General features: G+C 43.4%; 20 protein-coding genes and 1 riboswitch. Of the genes, 9 read left to right on the forward strand and 11 right to left on the reverse strand.

Annotation, left to right across the window (positions count from 1 at the left end; translation table 11 throughout):
- Window positions 1-237 precede the first annotated feature (237 nt).
- From adhE to fitA, 5 genes are all read right to left on the reverse strand, one after another.
- Entirely contained in the window at window positions 238-2,928 is a 2,691-nt protein-coding gene (adhE, locus tag I592_RS15980; protein WP_010778649.1) for a bifunctional acetaldehyde-CoA/alcohol dehydrogenase, read from the reverse strand.
- Window positions 2,929-3,420: 492 nt separating this feature from the next.
- On the reverse strand, window positions 3,421-4,386 hold the full coding sequence (locus I592_RS15985; protein ID WP_010778648.1) for a siderophore ABC transporter substrate-binding protein: 966 nt from the start codon (window positions 4,384-4,386) through the stop codon (window positions 3,421-3,423).
- A gap of 71 nt (window positions 4,387-4,457) precedes the next feature.
- Window positions 4,458-5,216 (reverse strand): iron ABC transporter ATP-binding protein, encoded by a 759-nt coding sequence (locus I592_RS15990; protein WP_010778647.1) that lies wholly within the window; start codon window positions 5,214-5,216, stop codon window positions 4,458-4,460.
- Window positions 5,213-6,181, reverse strand: a complete 969-nt coding sequence (locus I592_RS15995) for an iron chelate uptake ABC transporter family permease subunit (protein WP_010778646.1) — start codon at window positions 6,179-6,181, stop codon at window positions 5,213-5,215. The genes I592_RS15990 and I592_RS15995 overlap by 4 nt, the downstream gene beginning before the upstream one ends.
- Entirely contained in the window at window positions 6,178-7,122 is a 945-nt protein-coding gene (gene fitA / locus I592_RS16000) for an iron chelate ABC transporter permease FitA (RefSeq protein WP_010778645.1), read from the reverse strand. The genes I592_RS15995 and fitA overlap by 4 nt, the downstream gene beginning before the upstream one ends.
- 344 nt (window positions 7,123-7,466) lie before the next feature.
- Between fitA and I592_RS16005 the strand changes: the two genes are divergently transcribed.
- The 7 genes from I592_RS16005 (at window position 7,467) to I592_RS16035 (ending at window position 11,464) form a co-directional block, all read left to right on the forward strand.
- A complete protein-coding gene (locus tag I592_RS16005; protein WP_010778644.1) occupies window positions 7,467-7,652 on the forward strand; it encodes a DUF6440 family protein in 186 nt (61 codons plus the stop codon).
- Window positions 7,653-7,714: 62 nt separating this feature from the next.
- On the forward strand, window positions 7,715-8,572 hold the full coding sequence (locus tag I592_RS16010; protein ID WP_010778643.1) for an ABC transporter ATP-binding protein: 858 nt from the start codon (window positions 7,715-7,717) through the stop codon (window positions 8,570-8,572).
- Window positions 8,569-9,312 (forward strand): ABC transporter permease, encoded by a 744-nt coding sequence (locus tag I592_RS16015; protein ID WP_010778642.1) that lies wholly within the window; start codon window positions 8,569-8,571, stop codon window positions 9,310-9,312. Before I592_RS16010 ends, I592_RS16015 begins: the two co-directional genes overlap by 4 nt.
- A 67-nt stretch (window positions 9,313-9,379) precedes the next feature.
- The gene (locus tag I592_RS16020; protein WP_010778641.1) at window positions 9,380-9,715 is read left to right on the forward strand and encodes a DUF6442 family protein; all 336 of its coding nucleotides are present in this window, start codon (window positions 9,380-9,382) and stop codon (window positions 9,713-9,715) included.
- 10 nt (window positions 9,716-9,725) lie between these two features.
- A complete protein-coding gene (locus tag I592_RS16025) occupies window positions 9,726-9,935 on the forward strand; it encodes a helix-turn-helix transcriptional regulator (protein ID WP_010778640.1) in 210 nt (69 codons plus the stop codon).
- 136 nt (window positions 9,936-10,071) lie between these two features.
- Window positions 10,072-10,590 (forward strand): GNAT family N-acetyltransferase, encoded by a 519-nt coding sequence (locus I592_RS16030; RefSeq protein ID WP_010778639.1) that lies wholly within the window; start codon window positions 10,072-10,074, stop codon window positions 10,588-10,590.
- Between the two features lie 241 nt (window positions 10,591-10,831).
- A complete protein-coding gene (locus tag I592_RS16035) occupies window positions 10,832-11,464 on the forward strand; it encodes an alpha/beta hydrolase (RefSeq protein WP_010778638.1) in 633 nt (210 codons plus the stop codon).
- A 34-nt stretch (window positions 11,465-11,498) separates the two neighbouring features.
- Here I592_RS16035 and I592_RS16040 read toward each other — a convergent pair whose 3' ends face one another.
- The 6 genes from I592_RS16040 to I592_RS16060 all read right to left on the reverse strand — a co-directional run bounded on the left by I592_RS16040 (window position 11,499) and on the right by I592_RS16060 (window position 16,090).
- Window positions 11,499-12,038, reverse strand: coding sequence for a GNAT family N-acetyltransferase (locus I592_RS16040; RefSeq protein ID WP_010778637.1), 540 nt, complete (start codon window positions 12,036-12,038; stop codon window positions 11,499-11,501).
- 261 nt (window positions 12,039-12,299) lie between these two features.
- Entirely contained in the window at window positions 12,300-12,464 is a 165-nt protein-coding gene (locus I592_RS21710; protein WP_010778635.1) for a hypothetical protein, read from the reverse strand.
- Window positions 12,461-13,045 carry a DUF1700 domain-containing protein gene (locus tag I592_RS16045; RefSeq protein WP_010778634.1) on the reverse strand — a complete coding sequence of 195 codons (585 nt, stop codon included), beginning with the start codon at window positions 13,043-13,045 and terminating at the stop codon, window positions 12,461-12,463. The genes I592_RS21710 and I592_RS16045 overlap by 4 nt, the downstream gene beginning before the upstream one ends.
- On the reverse strand, window positions 13,042-13,356 hold the full coding sequence (locus tag I592_RS16050; protein ID WP_010778633.1) for a PadR family transcriptional regulator: 315 nt from the start codon (window positions 13,354-13,356) through the stop codon (window positions 13,042-13,044). Before I592_RS16050 ends, I592_RS16045 begins: the two co-directional genes overlap by 4 nt.
- A gap of 133 nt (window positions 13,357-13,489) precedes the next feature.
- On the reverse strand, window positions 13,490-14,269 hold the full coding sequence (locus I592_RS16055; protein WP_010778632.1) for an ABC transporter ATP-binding protein: 780 nt from the start codon (window positions 14,267-14,269) through the stop codon (window positions 13,490-13,492).
- 63 nt (window positions 14,270-14,332) lie between these two features.
- On the reverse strand, window positions 14,333-16,090 hold the full coding sequence (locus tag I592_RS16060; RefSeq protein ID WP_010778631.1) for an ABC transporter permease subunit: 1,758 nt from the start codon (window positions 16,088-16,090) through the stop codon (window positions 14,333-14,335).
- A gap of 56 nt (window positions 16,091-16,146) precedes the next feature.
- A riboswitch (M-box (ykoK) riboswitch) is annotated at window positions 16,147-16,315 on the reverse strand.
- A gap of 349 nt (window positions 16,316-16,664) precedes the next feature.
- Between I592_RS16060 and I592_RS16065 the strand changes: the two genes are divergently transcribed.
- The gene (locus tag I592_RS16065; RefSeq protein WP_010778630.1) at window positions 16,665-17,345 is read left to right on the forward strand and encodes a response regulator transcription factor; all 681 of its coding nucleotides are present in this window, start codon (window positions 16,665-16,667) and stop codon (window positions 17,343-17,345) included.
- Window positions 17,338-18,327 (forward strand): sensor histidine kinase, encoded by a 990-nt coding sequence (locus I592_RS16070; RefSeq protein ID WP_010778629.1) that lies wholly within the window; start codon window positions 17,338-17,340, stop codon window positions 18,325-18,327. The genes I592_RS16065 and I592_RS16070 overlap by 8 nt, the downstream gene beginning before the upstream one ends.
- Window positions 18,328-18,379 lie beyond the last annotated feature (52 nt).

Here is an 18,379-nt window from a genome sequence, read left to right on the forward strand (position 1 = left end):
AGTCCATCTGTATGCTTAAAATTTAATAGTTAAATTTTATTTTCAATTTATTTAGTCTTGTTCTATTCCTTATTTTTATCTGACCGTAAAATAGAAAGAAATTGACGTCAAGAATCAGTCCTTCATTTTGACGTCAATTTTTCTATTTAAAGACTGCGAATAGTTAGGTAGTCATTTTTGATTAATTTAGCTTCTATAATGAAGAGTAAATCGTTGAACCTCATTTTTTTAGGCTGCTTAAAACTGGTCGATTAATAATTGACGAATCTCACTTAGAGCAGGTTGTCTAGGATTTGCTGGTGTACATTGGTCGTTATAAACAAGGTCAATTAGCTTTTCTAAAGCCCCATCAAAATGCTCCTTTGTAACCCCATTTCCAGATAAGCTTGTATCAACATCCAACTTTTCAGCCAGCTTGGCAATTTCTAAACATAAGGAATCAACCAATGCCTCATCGGTGCTGCCTTTTAGACCAAGTGATCTAGCGATATCTGCATAGTCTTTTTGAGCACGGTAAACTTCATATCTTGGGTAAGGATTTCTTTTTACTTTTCCTGAGGCCCCATTGAAACGAATAACATGTTGCATCGCGATGGTTATTACAAGGCCATGGGGTAATCCAAATTCTCCTCCAGTCTTATGAGCAATAGAATGATTGATACCTAGAAAGGCATTGGAAAAAGCCATGCCGCCTAAAGTCGCAGCATAATGCATGTTGGCTCTTGCTCGTTCGCCTTCACGGGTTGGATTCTTTGGATCATAATTATAAGAGTCTACTAGGTTCTCGAAAACCAGCTTAATCGCTTCAAGCGACCAAGGTCGAGTGAAATCTGAAGCCATTACAGAAACATAAGATTCCAAAGCGTGTGACAACGTATCTAATCCAGACAAAGCTACAGTCCTGCGAGGGACGGTCATGACAAACTCTGGATCAACAATGGCGATCTGCGGCGTTAATTCATAGTCAGTCAATGGATATTTCACATGTGTTTCATCATCAGTGATAACTGCGAACGGGGTCACTTCAGAACCCGTACCTGAAGTCGTCGGTACACAGATCAGCTTTGTCTCTGTTTGATGATGGAAACGAACGATACGCTTTCTTATATCAATAAATTTTTGTTGGAGCTCTAAGAATAGTTCGCTTACTTTCCGGTAATCATCAAGGAACCCAGATTCTTGCCCCAGTGAAAATTCGTAGATAAATCGAGCAATTTTGGCTGCATCTAATGCGGAGCCTCCACCTATTGCTATGATGGTATCTGGAGCGAATTCGCGCATTTTTTTAGCGATCTCGATCGTTTGACCCAAAGTTGGATCTGGATGCACTGTCCCGTAAACGGTAGTGACAACTGCATTTTCGCGTAATTCTAATTGACTATATACGGTATCGACAAACCCAAACTTAACCATGCCCGGATCAGCAACGATGAACGCACGATCGATGGTTTCAACATCATCTTGCAAATAGGAAATGGCATTATTTTCATAGTAAATTTTTTCAGGTAATCGCACCCATTGAGGGCGATTGCGTCGTTTTGCTACAGTTTTGATATTCAAAAGATCGTCTGTACATAGATTGTGTGACAATGAATTCTTCCCCCATGATCCTGTTCCTAGTGTAAGACTTGCTTTCAAGGCGTCTGTATAAATATCTCCGATCGCGCCGATGGAGTCTGGCTGGTTGACAAGCACTCGTGCAGCATTTGTTTTGTCGCTAAACTCATTGATAAACGGATCTTTTTGTAAACCAATTTGAATCGCTGCATTATGCCCAGCCCCTTGATAACTTAATAACTTCCCGACGATAGCAATCGCATCTTGACGATCTGTCGCTTTGTATACAGAAAGCAGGGGCGTTAATTTTTCAGATGAAAGTTTTTCACCAATGTTTTTCTTGTCTAATTCAAACAACATTACATCTTTTTCTTCAGGAAGTTCAACTCCAGCATGCTCAGCAATCCATTTGCAGGACATACCAGCGACATTTCCATTGACTCCGTGTTTCTCATTGAAAACGAAATTGGCTATTTTATCGTAGTCCTTTTTAGGAACAAGATAGGCGCCCTTTTTTTGCATTTTTTCTAGCCAGTCTTTGTAAACAGGTTCTTCAACGACAACTGAATTTTCAGTTGCGCAAATCATACCATTATCGAAACGCTTGGAGAGAAGCAAATCCTCAACAGCCCGGTCAAGAAAGGCTGTATGATCGACAAATACGACGCCGTTTCCAGCACCGACGCCCATGGAAGGATTACCAGATTTTAATGCGGCATTTACCATTCCAGGTCCACCAGTGGCTAGGATGGAGGCGATTTTAGGATTTTTGATCAGAGCCGTCGTATTATCTAAAGAGGGCGTCTCGATCCACTGGATAATATCTTCGGGTGCTCCGGCGGCTACCGCAGCATCGTATAAAATTTTGGCTGCATGAGCAGAACAATCTTGTGCTTGTGGATGAAAAGCAAAGACAATCGCATTTCTAGTTTTCAAGGTCAGTAAAATTTTGAACATGGTCGTTGACGTAGGATTCGTTGTAGGGACGATACCAGCTAATACGCCAAGGGGTGCAGCAATTTTGACCTGACCACGAATTTTATCTTCGCCAACAACACCAACGGTTTTTTCATCTTTGATCAAATTCAACACATTTTCGGTAGCAAAGCGGTTCTTTGTATCTTTATCTTCTACTACACCACGCTTGGTTTCGGAGACTGCTTCATGTGCCAGCACCAAGGCAGCTTCAGATCCGGCTAGGGCAGCAGCCTTCACGATTTTGTCCACTTTTTCTTGTGTGAAATGTGCGTATTTTTGTTCAGCGATCAATGCCCTTTCTACCAAAGTATCGACGTGAGATGTTAAAGATTCTTTGGATGGTGTCGTGTCTTTCTCCAAGACAGTAGTTGACGCTGTTTTCTTTTCTTTCATCATAAGACCTCCATAATTTTTTGGAAAGCGTTTACTTCACATACAGGATACTCCTCTTCATTTTTTTTTACAATATTTTTTCACAAACTAATGGCATTTTAATATAAAAATAATTCATAAAATAGCAGATAACGCGTATTAAAAAGGCATAAATGTAAAAAAGACGACGAAAAGAATATATTTGTAAAGAAAAGATAAAGACTTAGAAATCCCGGGTAACTAGGTGAGAAATAGAATGTCTGTATAAAAGAATCATTTCAAATGGAATAGTGAGGGGATGATTCAACTTATCTATACTAAAGGCTAAAGGTAAGTAATTTTTTTGTGAATGTGTGTATGATGAAATCGAGATTTTACGTATCTGGGGAGAGAAGGAGAGATCGATGAGTCAGACAAGAGGTATGGGCAGCAGCTATTTTTATTGCTCAATAAAAATAGCCTCGCCACGTATCGTTTCATGGCGAGGCTAACTATATCTAAAAATGTGGGCTGCTACTCAAAGGCTTTATTAACGTCCTTCAACATAAGAGAAACGGATTCTAGTCCACCGCCGCTAAGGTACCAGACATCTGGTTGCAGTGAGATCACTTTTTTGTTTTTTCCAGCCGTTGTTTGAGCGACCAACTCATTGTCGGCAACATGATTGTTACTGTCATCGCCGCCAATTGCTTTGGTACGGTCAACAACGAAAAGGATATCTGGATTCTTATCTAAAACATATTCGTAAGAAACACTTTGTCCGTGAGTAGATGCTTTGATCGCATCATCTGACGTCGCAAAGCCAAAGGTATCGTAAATGATTCCGAAGCGCGACTCTTTGCCGTATGCGGATAATTGTCCTTCGTTGACTAGGACAGTCAAGGCTTTGTCTTTGCTTTCTTCTGCTTTGACTTTTGTTTCGTTGATGCTGGTTTCAAGCTCTGCTAATTGTTTTTTGGCAGATTTTTCTTTGTCGAAGATTGTTGCTAGCGTTTCAACATTTTGCTTGATTGACTGCCATGTATTTGCTGGATCTACAGCCAGATACATCGTTGGCGCGATTTCCTTCAGTTGATCTAAAAAGTCGCGTTGACGACCGGAGATAATGATCAGATCAGGCTTCATTTGATTGATTTTTTCCAAGTCAGGTTCTTTGATACCGCCAGCTGATGGCACTTTTTTATAGGCCTTCAAATAAGCGGGTAGATTATCTGTCGCCGCACCTACGATGGCATCGCCTGCACCTAGAGCATCCAATGTATCTAGCGACCCGTTATCGAAAACGACGACTTTTTTAGGATTCTTCGGTACAGTCACCGTGCCGTTTGAGTCCTTTACTTCGATCGATTCTTCTTTGACAGTGCTGCTTGTCGCGGCTTTCCCTGTGGAATCACTCGTACTTTCCTTCGTTGTCGAGCCGCAGCCCACCAAGCCTATCCCCAGTAATACCATAGATAAGCCAACAATATATTTTTTCATTTCTGTTTCCCCCTAATTTATAATTAAAGCCCCTTGTTAAAGGAGTCTTGATACCAAAGATTGTGTTATTTTTAATTGAAATACATGCAAAAACGTTTGCCGTCTAATTCACAGATTTTTATATCCATTTCATAAAGTGTATTCAAAATATGCGGCTGAATCATTTCCGCGGTCGTTCCATGAGCAAAGATCTTTCCGTCCTTCATCGCTACGATCTCATCAGCGTAGCTGGCCGCAAAGTTGATGTCGTGAATGACCAGCAGAACCGTTTTGTGTTCTTCCTCAACCAATCGTCGCAACGTTTGCATGAGGTGTACCGCGTGATTCATATCTAAATTGTTCAACGGCTCATCCAAAAGAATATAGTCGGTGTCTTGCGCTAAGATCATCGCGATGTATGCCCGTTGCAGCTGTCCGCCGGATAAGGTGTCGATCCGATCATCTGCCATTTCGACTAAACCGAGTTTTTCCAAGGCATACTCGATCATTTCCTGATCCTCTGAAGTCAGCCGTCCTTTTGAATAGGGGAAGCGGCCAAAGCTTACCAGCTCGCGTACAGTGATCCGTAAATTGACGCCGTTGCTTTGTTTCAAGATCGACAGCTTTTTAGACAATTCGTTGGAGCGCCAAGCCTTCACTTCATTGTGATCTAAGTAGATTTGTCCGGCATCGATCGTGATCAATCGACTGATCATCGAGAGCAGCGTGCTTTTTCCGGCGCCATTTGGCCCGATAAACGCCGTCAACTGTTCGTCTTTGAGGGGCAGACACACCTCGGAAATGACTGTTTTCGTGCCGTAGTGTTTTGAGACATCTTTGATATCGATCATCGTTGCTTCCTCCTTTCATGAATGATTTTCCAGATAAAATATAGACCGCCGATGAACTGCGTCACTACACTGACAGTGGTCTTTAACTGAAAAACGTGTTCTACTAAAAATTGACTGCCGACGAGAAAAATGACACCTAATAAAATCGCTGTTGGGAACAGGTAGCTATGACGATATGTCGGCATTAGCTGGTAGCTGATATTGGCGACAATAAAGCCCAAAAAGGTGATGGGTCCTACCAAGGCCGTTGCCGTTCCGGTCAATAGGCTGATGAGAAACAACAGTATCAGCTGGAATGTATTGAGAGAAATGCCTAAATTTGTCGCATGATCGCCTCCTAGATGTAAGACATCTAAATAGCGGTTCGCTGCGAAGAGCAGGAACGACCCTGCAAGAATGATGACCTCTGCCAAGCCTAAATGTCCAGTATTAATATTACTGAAGCTGGCAAAAAGCCGTCCCTGGAGCAGATCGTACTCGTTTGGGTCCATCATGACCTGCAAAAAATTGCTCGTGCTGCTGAACAAGGTACCGAAGATCATTCCTAGCATTAACAGAATGAACAGGTCGTTTTGCTGTCGCCGCAAGAGAACCTTGGCTAGTACCAAACTCATCATAGCCATCAAAAAGATGCTGAGCAGAAAAGTAGACGTCTGCTCCTGTGACAGCATGTTTACCCCGCCCACGATAAAAAACAGGAATGTTTGAATCAATACGTAGAGAGAATCTAGGCCAAGGATATTAGGCGTCAAAAACTGATTTTGCGTCATCGTTTGAAAGCTGACCGTTGACATGCCTGTCGCCAATGCAACTAATAGAAAAGCGGCGATTTTTTTCCTGCGGAGTATCCAGGCAAACTGGAAATTTCCATAAGTATTGTAAGTTAAGTAAAGCCCGCATAAGGTGAGAGCGAGGATCGTGAGTACAACCAGCAGCAGTTCTTTTTTTCGCAAAGAGTGAGTCATGCGCGATTCCTCCTTACCAATAAGTAGATAAAAATCAGACTGCCTAAAATCCCCACTGTTAGACTGACTGGAACCTCATAAGGTGCGATGACGATTCGGGAAAGGATATCGCAGGCCATTAAAAATAGACTGCCGCTCAAGGCGGTGATCCATAAGTTCTGTTTGACGTGGTCGCCATAGATCAGTGATACGATATTTGGTACGATCACACCAAGAAAGGGGACAGTACCAACCATGATCAAGACCAAACCGCTGGCTGCTGCTACCAATCCGATGCCCACCAATTGCGTCAGGCGATAGTTGATGCCCAGATTGATCGCGACATCTTCTCCTAACCCGGCGATTGTGAAAAAATAAGCAAAATAATAGATGATGAAAAATAATGGAATCGTCAGGTAGAGAAGCTCATAATTGCCTTTTGTTACTAACGAAAAATTTCCCTGCAACCATGAGGACATGTTTTGAATCAATTGAAACTGGTAGGCAAAGAAGGTGGCGATCGCGCCAACAATATTGCCAAACATCACGCCCAATAAAGGCAGAAAGACCGGGTCTTTTCCAGGAAGCAGCCGACTTAGGCCTAAAAAGACCATTGTGCCCAAAAAAGCGAAAAGAAAAGCCGCTAATGTCCGCGATGCTATCGAGGCATTCGGTAAAAACAGCATGACCAGTAAGATTCCCAAGCGGGCACTGTCCATCGTGCCGGCAGTGGTGGGTGAAACAAATTTATTTTGTGTAAGATGCTGCATGATCAGCCCGCAAATACTCATCGTTCCGCCAGCCAAAATCAAGCTGAGGGTACGAGGCACACGAGTAGTCGCCAGTATCAGCCATTGCTCCGAATCCCCTTGAAGCAACGCCCGCAGCATCAAATCATTTACGCCAATAAAAAGAGAGAGAATACTCAGTAACAGCAGACCGAGTACAAATACTTTCTTCAACTTCTCGCCCCCTTATAATTGATAATGATTATCATTCTCTTCGAATATAAATTTTAGGTGATTATGAAAACAAATGCAAGCAGTTTTTAATTTTTTTGTCGTCATTTTGGAAAGAATAAAATAGGAATAGCGTATAAATATTAATTATAGTCATTCTAGGTGGAGGGGGTTTTTATGATTGGATGCGCAGTGTCGATCGACAGGCGATACACCGAATCGATCAACTAAGTGAAAAGCTGTGTGTGATTCGCATTTTTTTTGAAAGATATATATTGACAAGTTTACTTGTCAGATCTATACTGTTTTTGAAAATAAAACTTGTCAAAATAAGGAGATGAACAGACATGAAAAAAGAAAAAAGATTTGATGTTGAGACAATAGAGACGAGTGGCTCAGGGATTACAACGGTTGTCGTTGACAAGAACTCAGGCGTACAGTATTTATTGGCGATCGTACCAAACATGGGCTCAGGGATGGCAGTATTAGTGGATCAGGATGGAAAACCAATGTTGGCGGATAAAGACAACTAGGGGTCATTTTTTTTAACCGATGTTGACAAGAAAACTTATCAAAAAAAATGGAGAGAAGCGATATGGAGCGACGAATTTTAATCGAAGCAAGAGGAATATCCAAGGAATTCAAAGGGTACCCTGCGATCAGAAAGTTGGATTTTCGAGTGTATGAAGGCGAGATTTTTGGTTTTTTAGGACCGTCAGGAGCTGGAAAAACGACGACGATCAAAATTTTAACAGGTCAACTAAGACAAACGTCAGGGCAGGCGAGCATTTTAGGGATTCCAGTGGAAAACGTGCGGGAGGACATTTATAAAGAAATTGGGATCGTTTCTGACATGAGCGGGTTTTATGAAAAGTTGACGGTTTATCAGAATTTGAAATTTTTTGCGAAGCTGCTAGATGTCGAACCGACCGTGGTTGATGAACAATTAAAGCGGTTTGGCTTGTACGAGCACCGCAAAGTGCCTGCAAAGAATCTTTCGAAGGGGATGAAGCAGCGGCTTGTCTTGATTCGGGCAATGCTTCATCAGCCGAAGGTTCTTTTCCTGGATGAGCCGACGAGTGGGTTAGACCCAAATGCGGCATTGGCGGTTCATCGAATGATGGAAGAGCTGCGGGCAGAGGGCACGTCGATTTTTCTGACGACCCATAATATGGAAGAGGCGGACAAGTTGTGTGACCGAGTGGCGTTATTGAATGAAGGAAAGATCACGGAGTTGGATACACCGGAGAAGTTACGACTTAAATTTAACAAGCAAAAGCGTTTTGTCGTCCAATTAAAGGAGAGAAACACGGAACTCCAGTTGGAGCAATCTGTAGAGACTGCGGAACGGATCGGAAAATGGCTGGCGACGGATCAATTAGAAACGATCCATTCCTGTGAGCCGACCTTGGAAACAGTCTTTTTGGAAGCGACAGGGAGGGAACTTGTATGAGTGGGACGATCAAACGAATCCATGCGATCACAGGATTAAAATTTCAGACTATTTTTAGCAACCTCAGTATGATGAGCAATCCCCTCATTGCTTTAGTGATCGTGCGAGTGTTTCGCGAGGTCATGGCCAATCTGCCGCAGGCAAACGGAGTCTTCCAGCTGGATGCCTTTCTGCTGGGATTGGGATTGATCATGAATATCGTGTCTGGCGGATTGATGATCAGCAGCACCTCCATCGCGGAAGAAAAGGAGAAACATACCTTGCGCGTGCTAATGACTTCTTCGGTGAAAAGTAAAGAATACTTAGTCGGTTCGCTGATTCCTACTTTTACCATCAGTATGATCGTGAATGTCCTGCTGATCCCAGCGAGCGGTATTTCTTTTTCAGCGATCCATCTTCCGACGTTTCTTTTGATTACGATGAGCGGGACGCTGATCAGTATTATTTTAGGATTTGTCGTGGGAATCTTGACGAAGGATCAGACGCAGTCGGGAGTGGTCTGTACACCATTGCTGCTGGTTTTGACGATGCTGCCGCAGCTTCGCTTTTTTAATACGACGCTGAGAGACGTCTCGAGTTATACCTATTCGGGAGTGATCGCGAGTTATGTAGACGGGCTGTTTAGCGATCAAGGATATGCACTGAATACTCGTGATGTGTTGACGATGGCGATCTGGTTTGTCTTATGCAGCGTGATTTTCGTTATGGCGTACAAAAAAAGAGGCATGGAGGCGGAATAACGTTGGATTCACTATTCATTGCAGTAAAAATTGGCTATAATAGGTACTTAGAAAGTGGGGTTCAAGCGTGAACAAAGAAGAGATACTCGCAAAAAGTCGGGAAGAAAATCGCAAGAATGATCCCTATTGGGCAGAGATCCAAAAAAAATCCAGCTCTTTTGGGGGCGTAGTCGTTGTCTTGTTATCGACGGTTCTTTTTGTGATCCAACTAGTGATGGGAAAAGGCTTCAATTTTGGCTTGTACGCTGTCTCATTTGCATATGGCGCCACGGACTTTCTCGTGAGATATGCGTATTTTAGGAGACGCAGAGAGTTGATCTTCGGTGTCATCTATTTATTGGTGATGATTGTTTTGATCATTCTGCACCTCAATCAATTGCTCTCTAACCCAAAGGAATCCTAGGTGAAGCCGCATGTCAGAAGAAAAATTAGTGCTAAAAAACCGCTTAAAAGAAGCCCGAAAAAATAAAAAATTGTCTCAAGCCGCACTTGCTAAATTAGTAGGCGTCTCAAGAACGACCATCAGCTCGATCGAGACCGGGCAATTCAGCCCAACCGCAAAACTCGCTTTGATTCTATGCATTGCGTTGGATGTGAAGTTTGAAGATCTGTTTTATTTTTAATTAGCACACCTGTGGACCTGAGCATCGGACACAGGTGTTTTTGTCAACGGCAATAATGAACACGTATTGAAGGATGGGGAACGTCTTCATATGATTATGGTTATACCACATAAAGTGAAAAGGAAGGAGAGTTGAAATGATGGAGATCAAAAAAGTAGATGTAAAGGATTGGGAGACGCTTCAAAAAATCAGTGAGAAGACATTTGCTGAAACTTTTGGAAAAGACAATGATTCTGAAGAATTGAGTACCTACTTAGCCAATGCCTACAATAAGGAGCAATTAATCAACGAACTTTCTAATTCAAACTCTGAATTTTACTTCATCTATTTTGAATCGCAGGTCGCGGGCTATATCAAATTGAATATAGGGTCAGCGCAGACTGAAAAAATCGCGGATCATGCGTTAGAAATTGAACGCATCTATATTGATTCCGATTTTAAGCGTAAAGGACTTGGAAAAAAATTGTACGAATGGGCAAATGAACGTGCGAAGGAGCAATCAAAAGAGTCCATATGGCTAGGTGTCTGGGAAAAGAATCCCTCCGCGATAGCTTTTTATGAAAGCCTTGGCTTTAAAAAAGTTGGTCAACACACGTTTCACTTTGGCAATGAGGAACAGATCGATTATATTATGGAAAAAAACTTCACTCGTTAAGACTTTTTTGATGGATGGAAGGAGAAGTGAAGGGGCATGGAATCCGGTGTATAAATAAAAATTCTTTTTCGATCATAAAACGGTTCAATTAATAAAAATAAATTAAACTACCAGTCGTTCGTATATGAGCGACTGGGTTACGGCGGGAGATCAGAATCCCGCCTTTTTTGTTTAACGATCCTTTATAAAGATGTACCGAATCTGTTAGTATGAAGAAAACAAGCGCTGAAAGGGGTTTCCTATGAAACTGATTTTACTGCATGGGCTAGGGCAAACGACGGAGAGTTGGCGAGAAGTGGTGGCAGGGATTGGTCTTTCCGAGGTTACGGTATATTCATTGTTTGATACTCTTGTATCAAATGAAAGAGTGACATTGGAGCAGCTGAACCAAAAGCTGAAGGGGTATTTGAAGGGGAACAGTGAACCCTATCTTTTGGGTGGACTCTCGCTTGGGGGCGTGATGACACTTCGTCATGGGATGGATGGGGACCCTTTATTAAGAGGGATCATCGTGGCGGCTGGACAATTTGAGGCGCCGAATAAAGCGCTCATGGCTCTGCAAAATTCTGTGTTTCGAATCCTGCCGCCTTCATTATTGAAAAAGTCTGGCATGGATCTAAGCAAACAGCAGTTGCTTGAACTCATGGCGGACATGGGGAAGTTGGATTTGCGAGGGTCGTTGCGTCAAATACAGGTACCGACGCTTTTGTTGTGCGGGGCAAAGGATCGCGTAAATCTGCCGGCGACGAAGGAATTAGCGGAGCTGCTGCCGCAGGCAAAAATACGAATCCTCCCGAAAGGCAAACATGAGCTGAATGTGACCTCCCCCGCGATAGTTGCGGCAGAGGTGAATGCATTTATCAAGAATTTATAGCGAGGGATATCCCACGAAAATTATTGCTATTGTGTTATTTTTCTTTTAACAGATCGATCCAATAGATTTGGACCATTTTTCCATCGGTATAAATAAATTCTTTTTCCAAGACACCGCCATTGCGTTGAATAGTACGCGCGGAAGCAACGTTCTCCTTGTGGCAGGCGACCATCACCTTTTCAAGTCCAAGCATCCTGCAGTGAGCCAATCCAAGGCGCAGAATCTCTGTTGCGTAACCTTTTCCTCGTTCGGTTGGACGCACACCGTACCCGATGTGCCCGCCGAATTCGCGGAGAAACTCGTTCAGTTCATGGCGAATGTTGATCGTACCTAGCAGTTTTTGATCACTCTCTCTTATTGCCAGCAAAGTAGTGGAAGCGACCCAATCTGGAGAAACGGTGTCTTGATCGGCTTGATTGGATAAATGGCGCAGCCACTCGCCGTAACTCTCCATTTCTGTCAGGCGAGAGGAGCCGTGTAAAAATTCTTCACCACTGTTAAAGTGTTCCTCGATGTATTCCGTTACTGCGTTTTGGTGGTGTGCTTGGGGGAGAACTAAGGTTATTTTTTCCATAGGTTTCACCTCTCAAAGGGATGTAGTAGTGCTAGTGTAGCATGATATCAGGAGTGGGAATAGTTTTTTGTTAAAAAGTCGTGCTCTTTATTTGAACATACAAGGCAGGATGAAAAAATGCTGAAGCACCCAAAGGCGACGGAGGACGCGATCGGGTGCGGGACCAACTTTAGTCAAGTGATCCAAAAGCCGTTGAAAAACCTTAAAAAGACAGGTAAAAACGAATCCTTTTCGCTCAAGCGAGGAGAATTCGTTTTTTTGTTACTCACTATAAAAGCTCACCACGTTGTACCAGTGACGGTCATGATAATCCATGCGGTAGCGCTCTCCTGAAAAACCTGAGAGAGCGTAGCCGAGCATCATCAAGACGATTCCTGCTCCGACTAAATAGGTCGCGACTTTTGGCAGTAAATGTTTTGATCTCATACTTGGACCACCTTTCGTTGGAAAATGTTGCGGCGAATCGTACGCATCAATCCGCGATGCATTTCGATAAAGACGGCACTGAATTTATAGGTCAGCCACATGCACATTAGACCGAAACCAAATAGAAACATACCTACGCCGAGCTGTGTGACACCTAAAAAGAAGGAATCAAATAGGACAAAGGGACTTGTCAATGCGGCAGCGACCCCGCCGATGATCGTTCCCGCGGCCAAACAGGCACCAGTGAAGGGGATACACCAGATCACAAGGTCAATACTAAAGAGGACCAAAAACACGGCAAGCGCCAAGCTGCCCCATAATGGAAATCCGAGGATCAAAAGACTGATCCATAACCAGTTTAATCGACGCGGCACCTTCACCTCTGTAGGGATTCCGGCGGCTTCATAGGCCAATTGCTGCGGGTCACCCAATTTTTTGACCGCTGCCCGTTCTGAATACCCATCTTCCATCAAATCCAAGATCATTTCATCGTAATATTCAATCAAGCGATGAACCTCGCTAGGTCTGACTTCATAGGATAAATAATTGCTGAGTTCCTTGATAAATTCGACTCGATTCATTTTTCAACACTCCTTTTAATGTAATGGTGCACCGCTTCGACATCGTTCCATTCTTGCAGAAATTTCTTGATACTGGCACGTCCTAAATCGGTTAAATGATAATATTTTCGCAAGCGTCCATTATGGACTTTTGAATAGGTGGCGACTTTGTCCGTTGCCTCTAACCTTTTTAAGATCGGGTAAAGCGTCGATTCGGTGATCTCAAGCTGTGGATGGATTTCTTTGACGATTTGATAGCCGTAAGAATCGATCTCCACCAACGAAGCCAACACACAATACTCGATTAATCCTTTTTTCAATTGACTGTCCATCCATAACACCTCTCTATACATCATACTATACATTACATAGTATAGAGGAACTATAGGACTTTAGGCGTATTTTCAAAAAAAGACGATTTATCAGGTTCGATAAATCGTCTTGCGCCTTTTCTATTGGCTGGTACTATGCTTGCATTCGCCGAATCATTTCCTTAGTAATTTGTTCGACGATAGGGAGGATCGTTTTAGGGGAGCGTTGGTTTCTTGGGATCGTGATCGGATAGATTTTGGCCACGCGACCAGGGTTTGCGTCCATTAAAACGACACGGTCGGAAAGCTGAACGGCTTGTTGGACATCATGGGTGATCATGACGATGGATTTGGTCGCTATTTGATTGCCTAACCAGATTTCTAGTAAATCGTTGGACAACTGGCTGGCGGTCACGATATCCAATGCTGAAAAGGGTTCGTCCAACAGCAGCAGGCTCGGTTCGATCGCTAAGGCACGGGCAAATCCGACACGCTGCTTCATACCGCCCGAAAGTTCCCGTGGATAGGCTTTTTCAAAGCCCTTCAATCCGATCATTTCAATCAGATTGCTGACGCGCAAGCTGATTTGTTCTCGTGATAGGCCTTCTAGGCTTTCCAATCCAAAACTGATATTTTTCTCAACAGTCAACCAAGGAAAGAGGGCAAAATGTTGAAAGACCATACTGATGTTTGCATCGGGTTCCGTGAGGGTCTTGTTTTCAAAGGTGATCACGCCTCTTGTTGGCTGGAGGAGTCCTGCGATACTTCTTAATAGGGTTGATTTTCCTGTTCCAGACTGACCGATGATACTTAAAAATTCATTGGTTTGTACTGTCAAATCAATATTTTCTAGGACTTTTAGTTGTTCCTTGCGTCCTTCGATCTCAAATTCTTTGCTTACTGCTCTTACATTTAATAATTCTGTATTTTCCATTGTCTTCTTTTGTATAAATTGAGAGTCGGCTCATTTATACGTCTCCTTTTTCTAGTTATTCTTTTAATAATGAAATTTTTCCTTTGCTACTCGGTACAGGGGCTGCCAGATAAAAGCAATGCATAGCCCGACCATGAAGCACATGGCTAAGGTCCCTAATGCGGACTTGTTCTTTATACCGTCATTCACTGAGATGTACTGCCCCAAGCCGTTTACGCTGATGGTCTTTTTTCCCCATTGGATACTTTCTGCAGCGATATCGGCATTCCAAGCGGCCCCCGCAGCATTGATGATGGCGGTGATGATGTAGGGCAAGATCGAAGGGATCAGATACTTGAACCACCACTGCCATTTTGACAATTTAAACAGCTTAGTCACGTCGCGGATCTCATCAGGTATCGCTAAATAACCGGCGATCACATTAAAGAAGTAATACCATTGGCAGCCGACCATGATGAGGGGGAGAATCCACCATTGAAGCTTATTTGCGCCCATACTGATCACGATAACGATGAAGGGAGTATAGACATTTGAAGGAATCGACCCTAAAATCTGCCCAATCGGCTGAACAATATTGAGCCGCCGATTGTCACTTGCGACCCAAATGGCTAATGGCGTAAAAATAAGTCCGGCGAAGAGCATCGCCAAAGTTACGCGAAGGGTGGTGTAAAGAGTCAATCTTGGAATCATGCTGAAATCTTGATGAGGCAAGAAATGATAGAGCTTGATCGAACTATAGATAACAACAATAGCGAGGCAGACATACCAAAGTGTTTTAAAGAAATTTCGGAACTTTGCGACCCCTTTATATACTCGGTCCAAATGGCAGGTGTACCAAAAGGCTGGGAGCCTATAAAGCCAAAAACGAGCAAAATTGCGAAAGCCCTTTGCGATTGCCTTGGATAGCGTCGCATGTCTCAGCAGACGATAAACGACAGATTTTGGTGGAACGGAGCTTTCAACATCTGCTTCATATTTGAAGTAGTAAGTCGCCCGCACCATAGGCTGGAAGACGAGGAAATTGAGAATAACGACATTTAGCAATAACGCTAGGACAGCCCACAAACAGGCTCTGAAGTCGGCGCGGTCCAAAGCGACTTGAATGTAAGAACCGATCCCCGGAAGAAACAGTGTGGTATCTTTTGGCAGCGCGACTGAAGCCTGTTCACTGGCAACTAGGGCAAACCATGCGGCGGTCTGAGAGATGATCACATTCCACAATAAGCCCGGGATCGCGTAAACAAACTCGAGACGCCAAAATTTTTCCCATGGATTGAGCTTGAATTGATCGGCCACGTTCGATAGATCGGCAGGGATGACCTCCATGATCTGATACAAGGTCAGCATGATATTCCAAGCTTGACCGGTAAAAATCGCGAAGACCGCGACACATTCTGCCCCCAAAACATTTCCTGGAAAGAGGCCAAGCAGCCAAGCCGTCGTAAAGGTCAGAAACCCTAACAATGGTACGGATTCAAGAAAATTGACCATAGGCAAAATAATTCGTCTAGCCGTTTTGTATTTAACCGCGAGTATTCCGAAAATGAAGGAGAAAAGAAAGGACCAGATCATTCCAACGATCATACGGAACATTGTCCGAACAGAGAAATACCAAAGATTCGAGACCGATAAAAAATCATGGGAAGACCTTGCGGTGGCTAAGGAGTCTTCGGATGGCAGGATCTGGATCGGGCGATTCATCTTAACTAAAGAAAAAATGAGAATAAAGGAAAAAAGTGCAACGATCAGCAGGAGGGTGAGATTCCCGATGCTTTTCGAAAGTACCGCCTTTTTCTGTGGTGTTGCGCGTAAAAATTTCAATACAAAAACCTCCTAAATAGTCATATTAAGGAGGCCGCGCTGAATAAAGGGACAGAGAATAATCACGATAATTGAGCTTTGGCTTTCTGAGACGTAAGAATGAAATTTCTAGTTATCTTGGAAAAGCCTTAATTCGACAATCCCTGCTTTACTCGTTACTGTCTCTCGACATTTCCGAGCGATAACCTGTGTTCTTCAGAGTAACCTCACCTAATATGATTCTATTTTGTTGTGCATACTCATCTTACGCGTGGAAGGAGAGAAAGCAATTGGGAATTGGAGGAGGAAGAAAGTGGAGCTTCCAAGATCCTTTTGAGGTCCCTCTTCATGAGCTATTTCGTTTTTTTGCCAAATGCTTTCCAAAAACTTCAGACATGGATACTTGAACGATGAAAGTTTCTTCTGAAAAAACGTTCGATAAAGATTGTTATTTTATTTGTGGTTGCTACTGTCCATCATTTATTTGAAAGCATGCAAACGAATTTGTTGAGGGGGAGAAAACGGAGTTGGATTCGCTTTAAAAATTTTTGGTGGTAGAATAAAGAGGATAAAAAACAACGGAGGAGTCTGCCTGATGACACATATATTCTTAGTAGAGGACGATCGATCTATCGCAGAAAATTTAATGACGTTATTACAAACAGACGGGTTTTCGGTGACACATGCGGCAACAAAATGGGAAGCCCTCGAGCACCTAGAACAACAGCAGTTTGATCTCGCGTTGGTTGATATTTCACTTCCGGATGGAAATGGGTTTACGGTTTGCACAGCAATCAAAGGGGAACAGGATATTCCAGTTATTTTTTTGACGGCTTCTGGCGATGAGGCGAGCGTTGTGACGGGATTGACCATGGGAGCGGATGATTATATTACTAAGCCGTTTCGCCCACGGGAGTTGTTGGCGCGAATAAGGAATGCGCTGCGAAAATACGACCATAGCAAAGTCCGATTTGAGGTGTTGGGGCTGCGTGTCGATCCTGCGAGCGGGATCGTTCAAAAGGATGGTCGTGAGGTGTTTCTTTCTGCATTAGAATATCGCTTGCTGCTGGTATTCGTCAACAATCCTCAAAACATTCTTACGCGTGAACAATTGCTGGACGAGCTATGGGATACGACTGGTGAATTTGTGAATGACAATACGTTGACCGTATACATCAAGCGGTTGCGGGAGAAGATAGAGGAGGTTCCTTCCAATCCAAAAATCATTTTGACCGTCCGTGGCATCGGCTATCGGCTAGGTGGCATCAATGGGTAGAAATCGAGAATTTCGAGTATTCGCACGGCTGTTTTTACTTGTTACTGCGATTTTAACGGGGATCGGTTTTTATTTTGGAACAGTCTCTGGCATGCTGGTTTTGATAACAACATTTCTTTTCGGGTGCCTTTTTTTCCTAGCCACACGTGCTCGATACCAGCGGATCGCACAAATATCTGAACAAATCGACCGGGTTTTACACAATGAGGACCATTTGTTCATCGATGCTCTGGAGGAGGGAGAGCTGTCGGTTTTGCAAAGTGAGATTGCTAAAATGACACTGCGAATTCGGGAGCAGAACGCGGCACTTCAAAAGGAAAAAGAAAATTTAGCAGATTCTCTCGCGGATATCGCTCATCAATTGCGTACCCCTCTGACCTCCGCCACTCTCTTATTAACTTTGGCGAAGGATAAAACGGGGGATAAGGAGCAGAAAGGGGCACTGAGAGAAATCGAAGTGTTGCTATTTCGCATGGATGGACTGATTACAGCGTTGCTGAAATTGTCACGATTGGATGCGGATGTCGTAGAATTCCATCAGGAAAAAGTGAATCTTCAGGAATTGATTGATCGATCTTTGCGCCCCTTTTTAGTTACGCTGGATCTTCATGAAATTCAAGTGGAACGAGCTGTTCCATCCACGTTGTCGATTTATGGCGATCCAATCTGGCTTTCAGAAGCAATTCAGAATATCGTCAAAAATTGTATCGAAAGTATCGGTGATCAAGGAGAAATCACGGTCTCAGCAACGGAGAACCCCTTGTATACGGAACTCACGATCCATGATTCAGGCGAGGGTTTTGAAGCATCGGACCTGCGACAGGTGTTCGAGCGTTTTTACCAAGGACAAAATGGTGAAAAATCTGGGTTTGGAATCGGCATGTCCCTCAGCCACTCGATTATCAAACGTCAGGGAGGGACGATCGTGGCGAAAAATCACCCTGATGGCGGTGCACTGTTCGTCCTGCGTTTTCCCAAGTGACGAATCTCTCACTTAGAAGTCACCGAGCTGAAAGGTGTTGCTTCTATTATAT

Source organism: Enterococcus gilvus ATCC BAA-350, assembly GCF_000407545.1.
GTDB classification, from domain to species: domain Bacteria; phylum Bacillota; class Bacilli; order Lactobacillales; family Enterococcaceae; genus Enterococcus_A; species Enterococcus_A gilvus.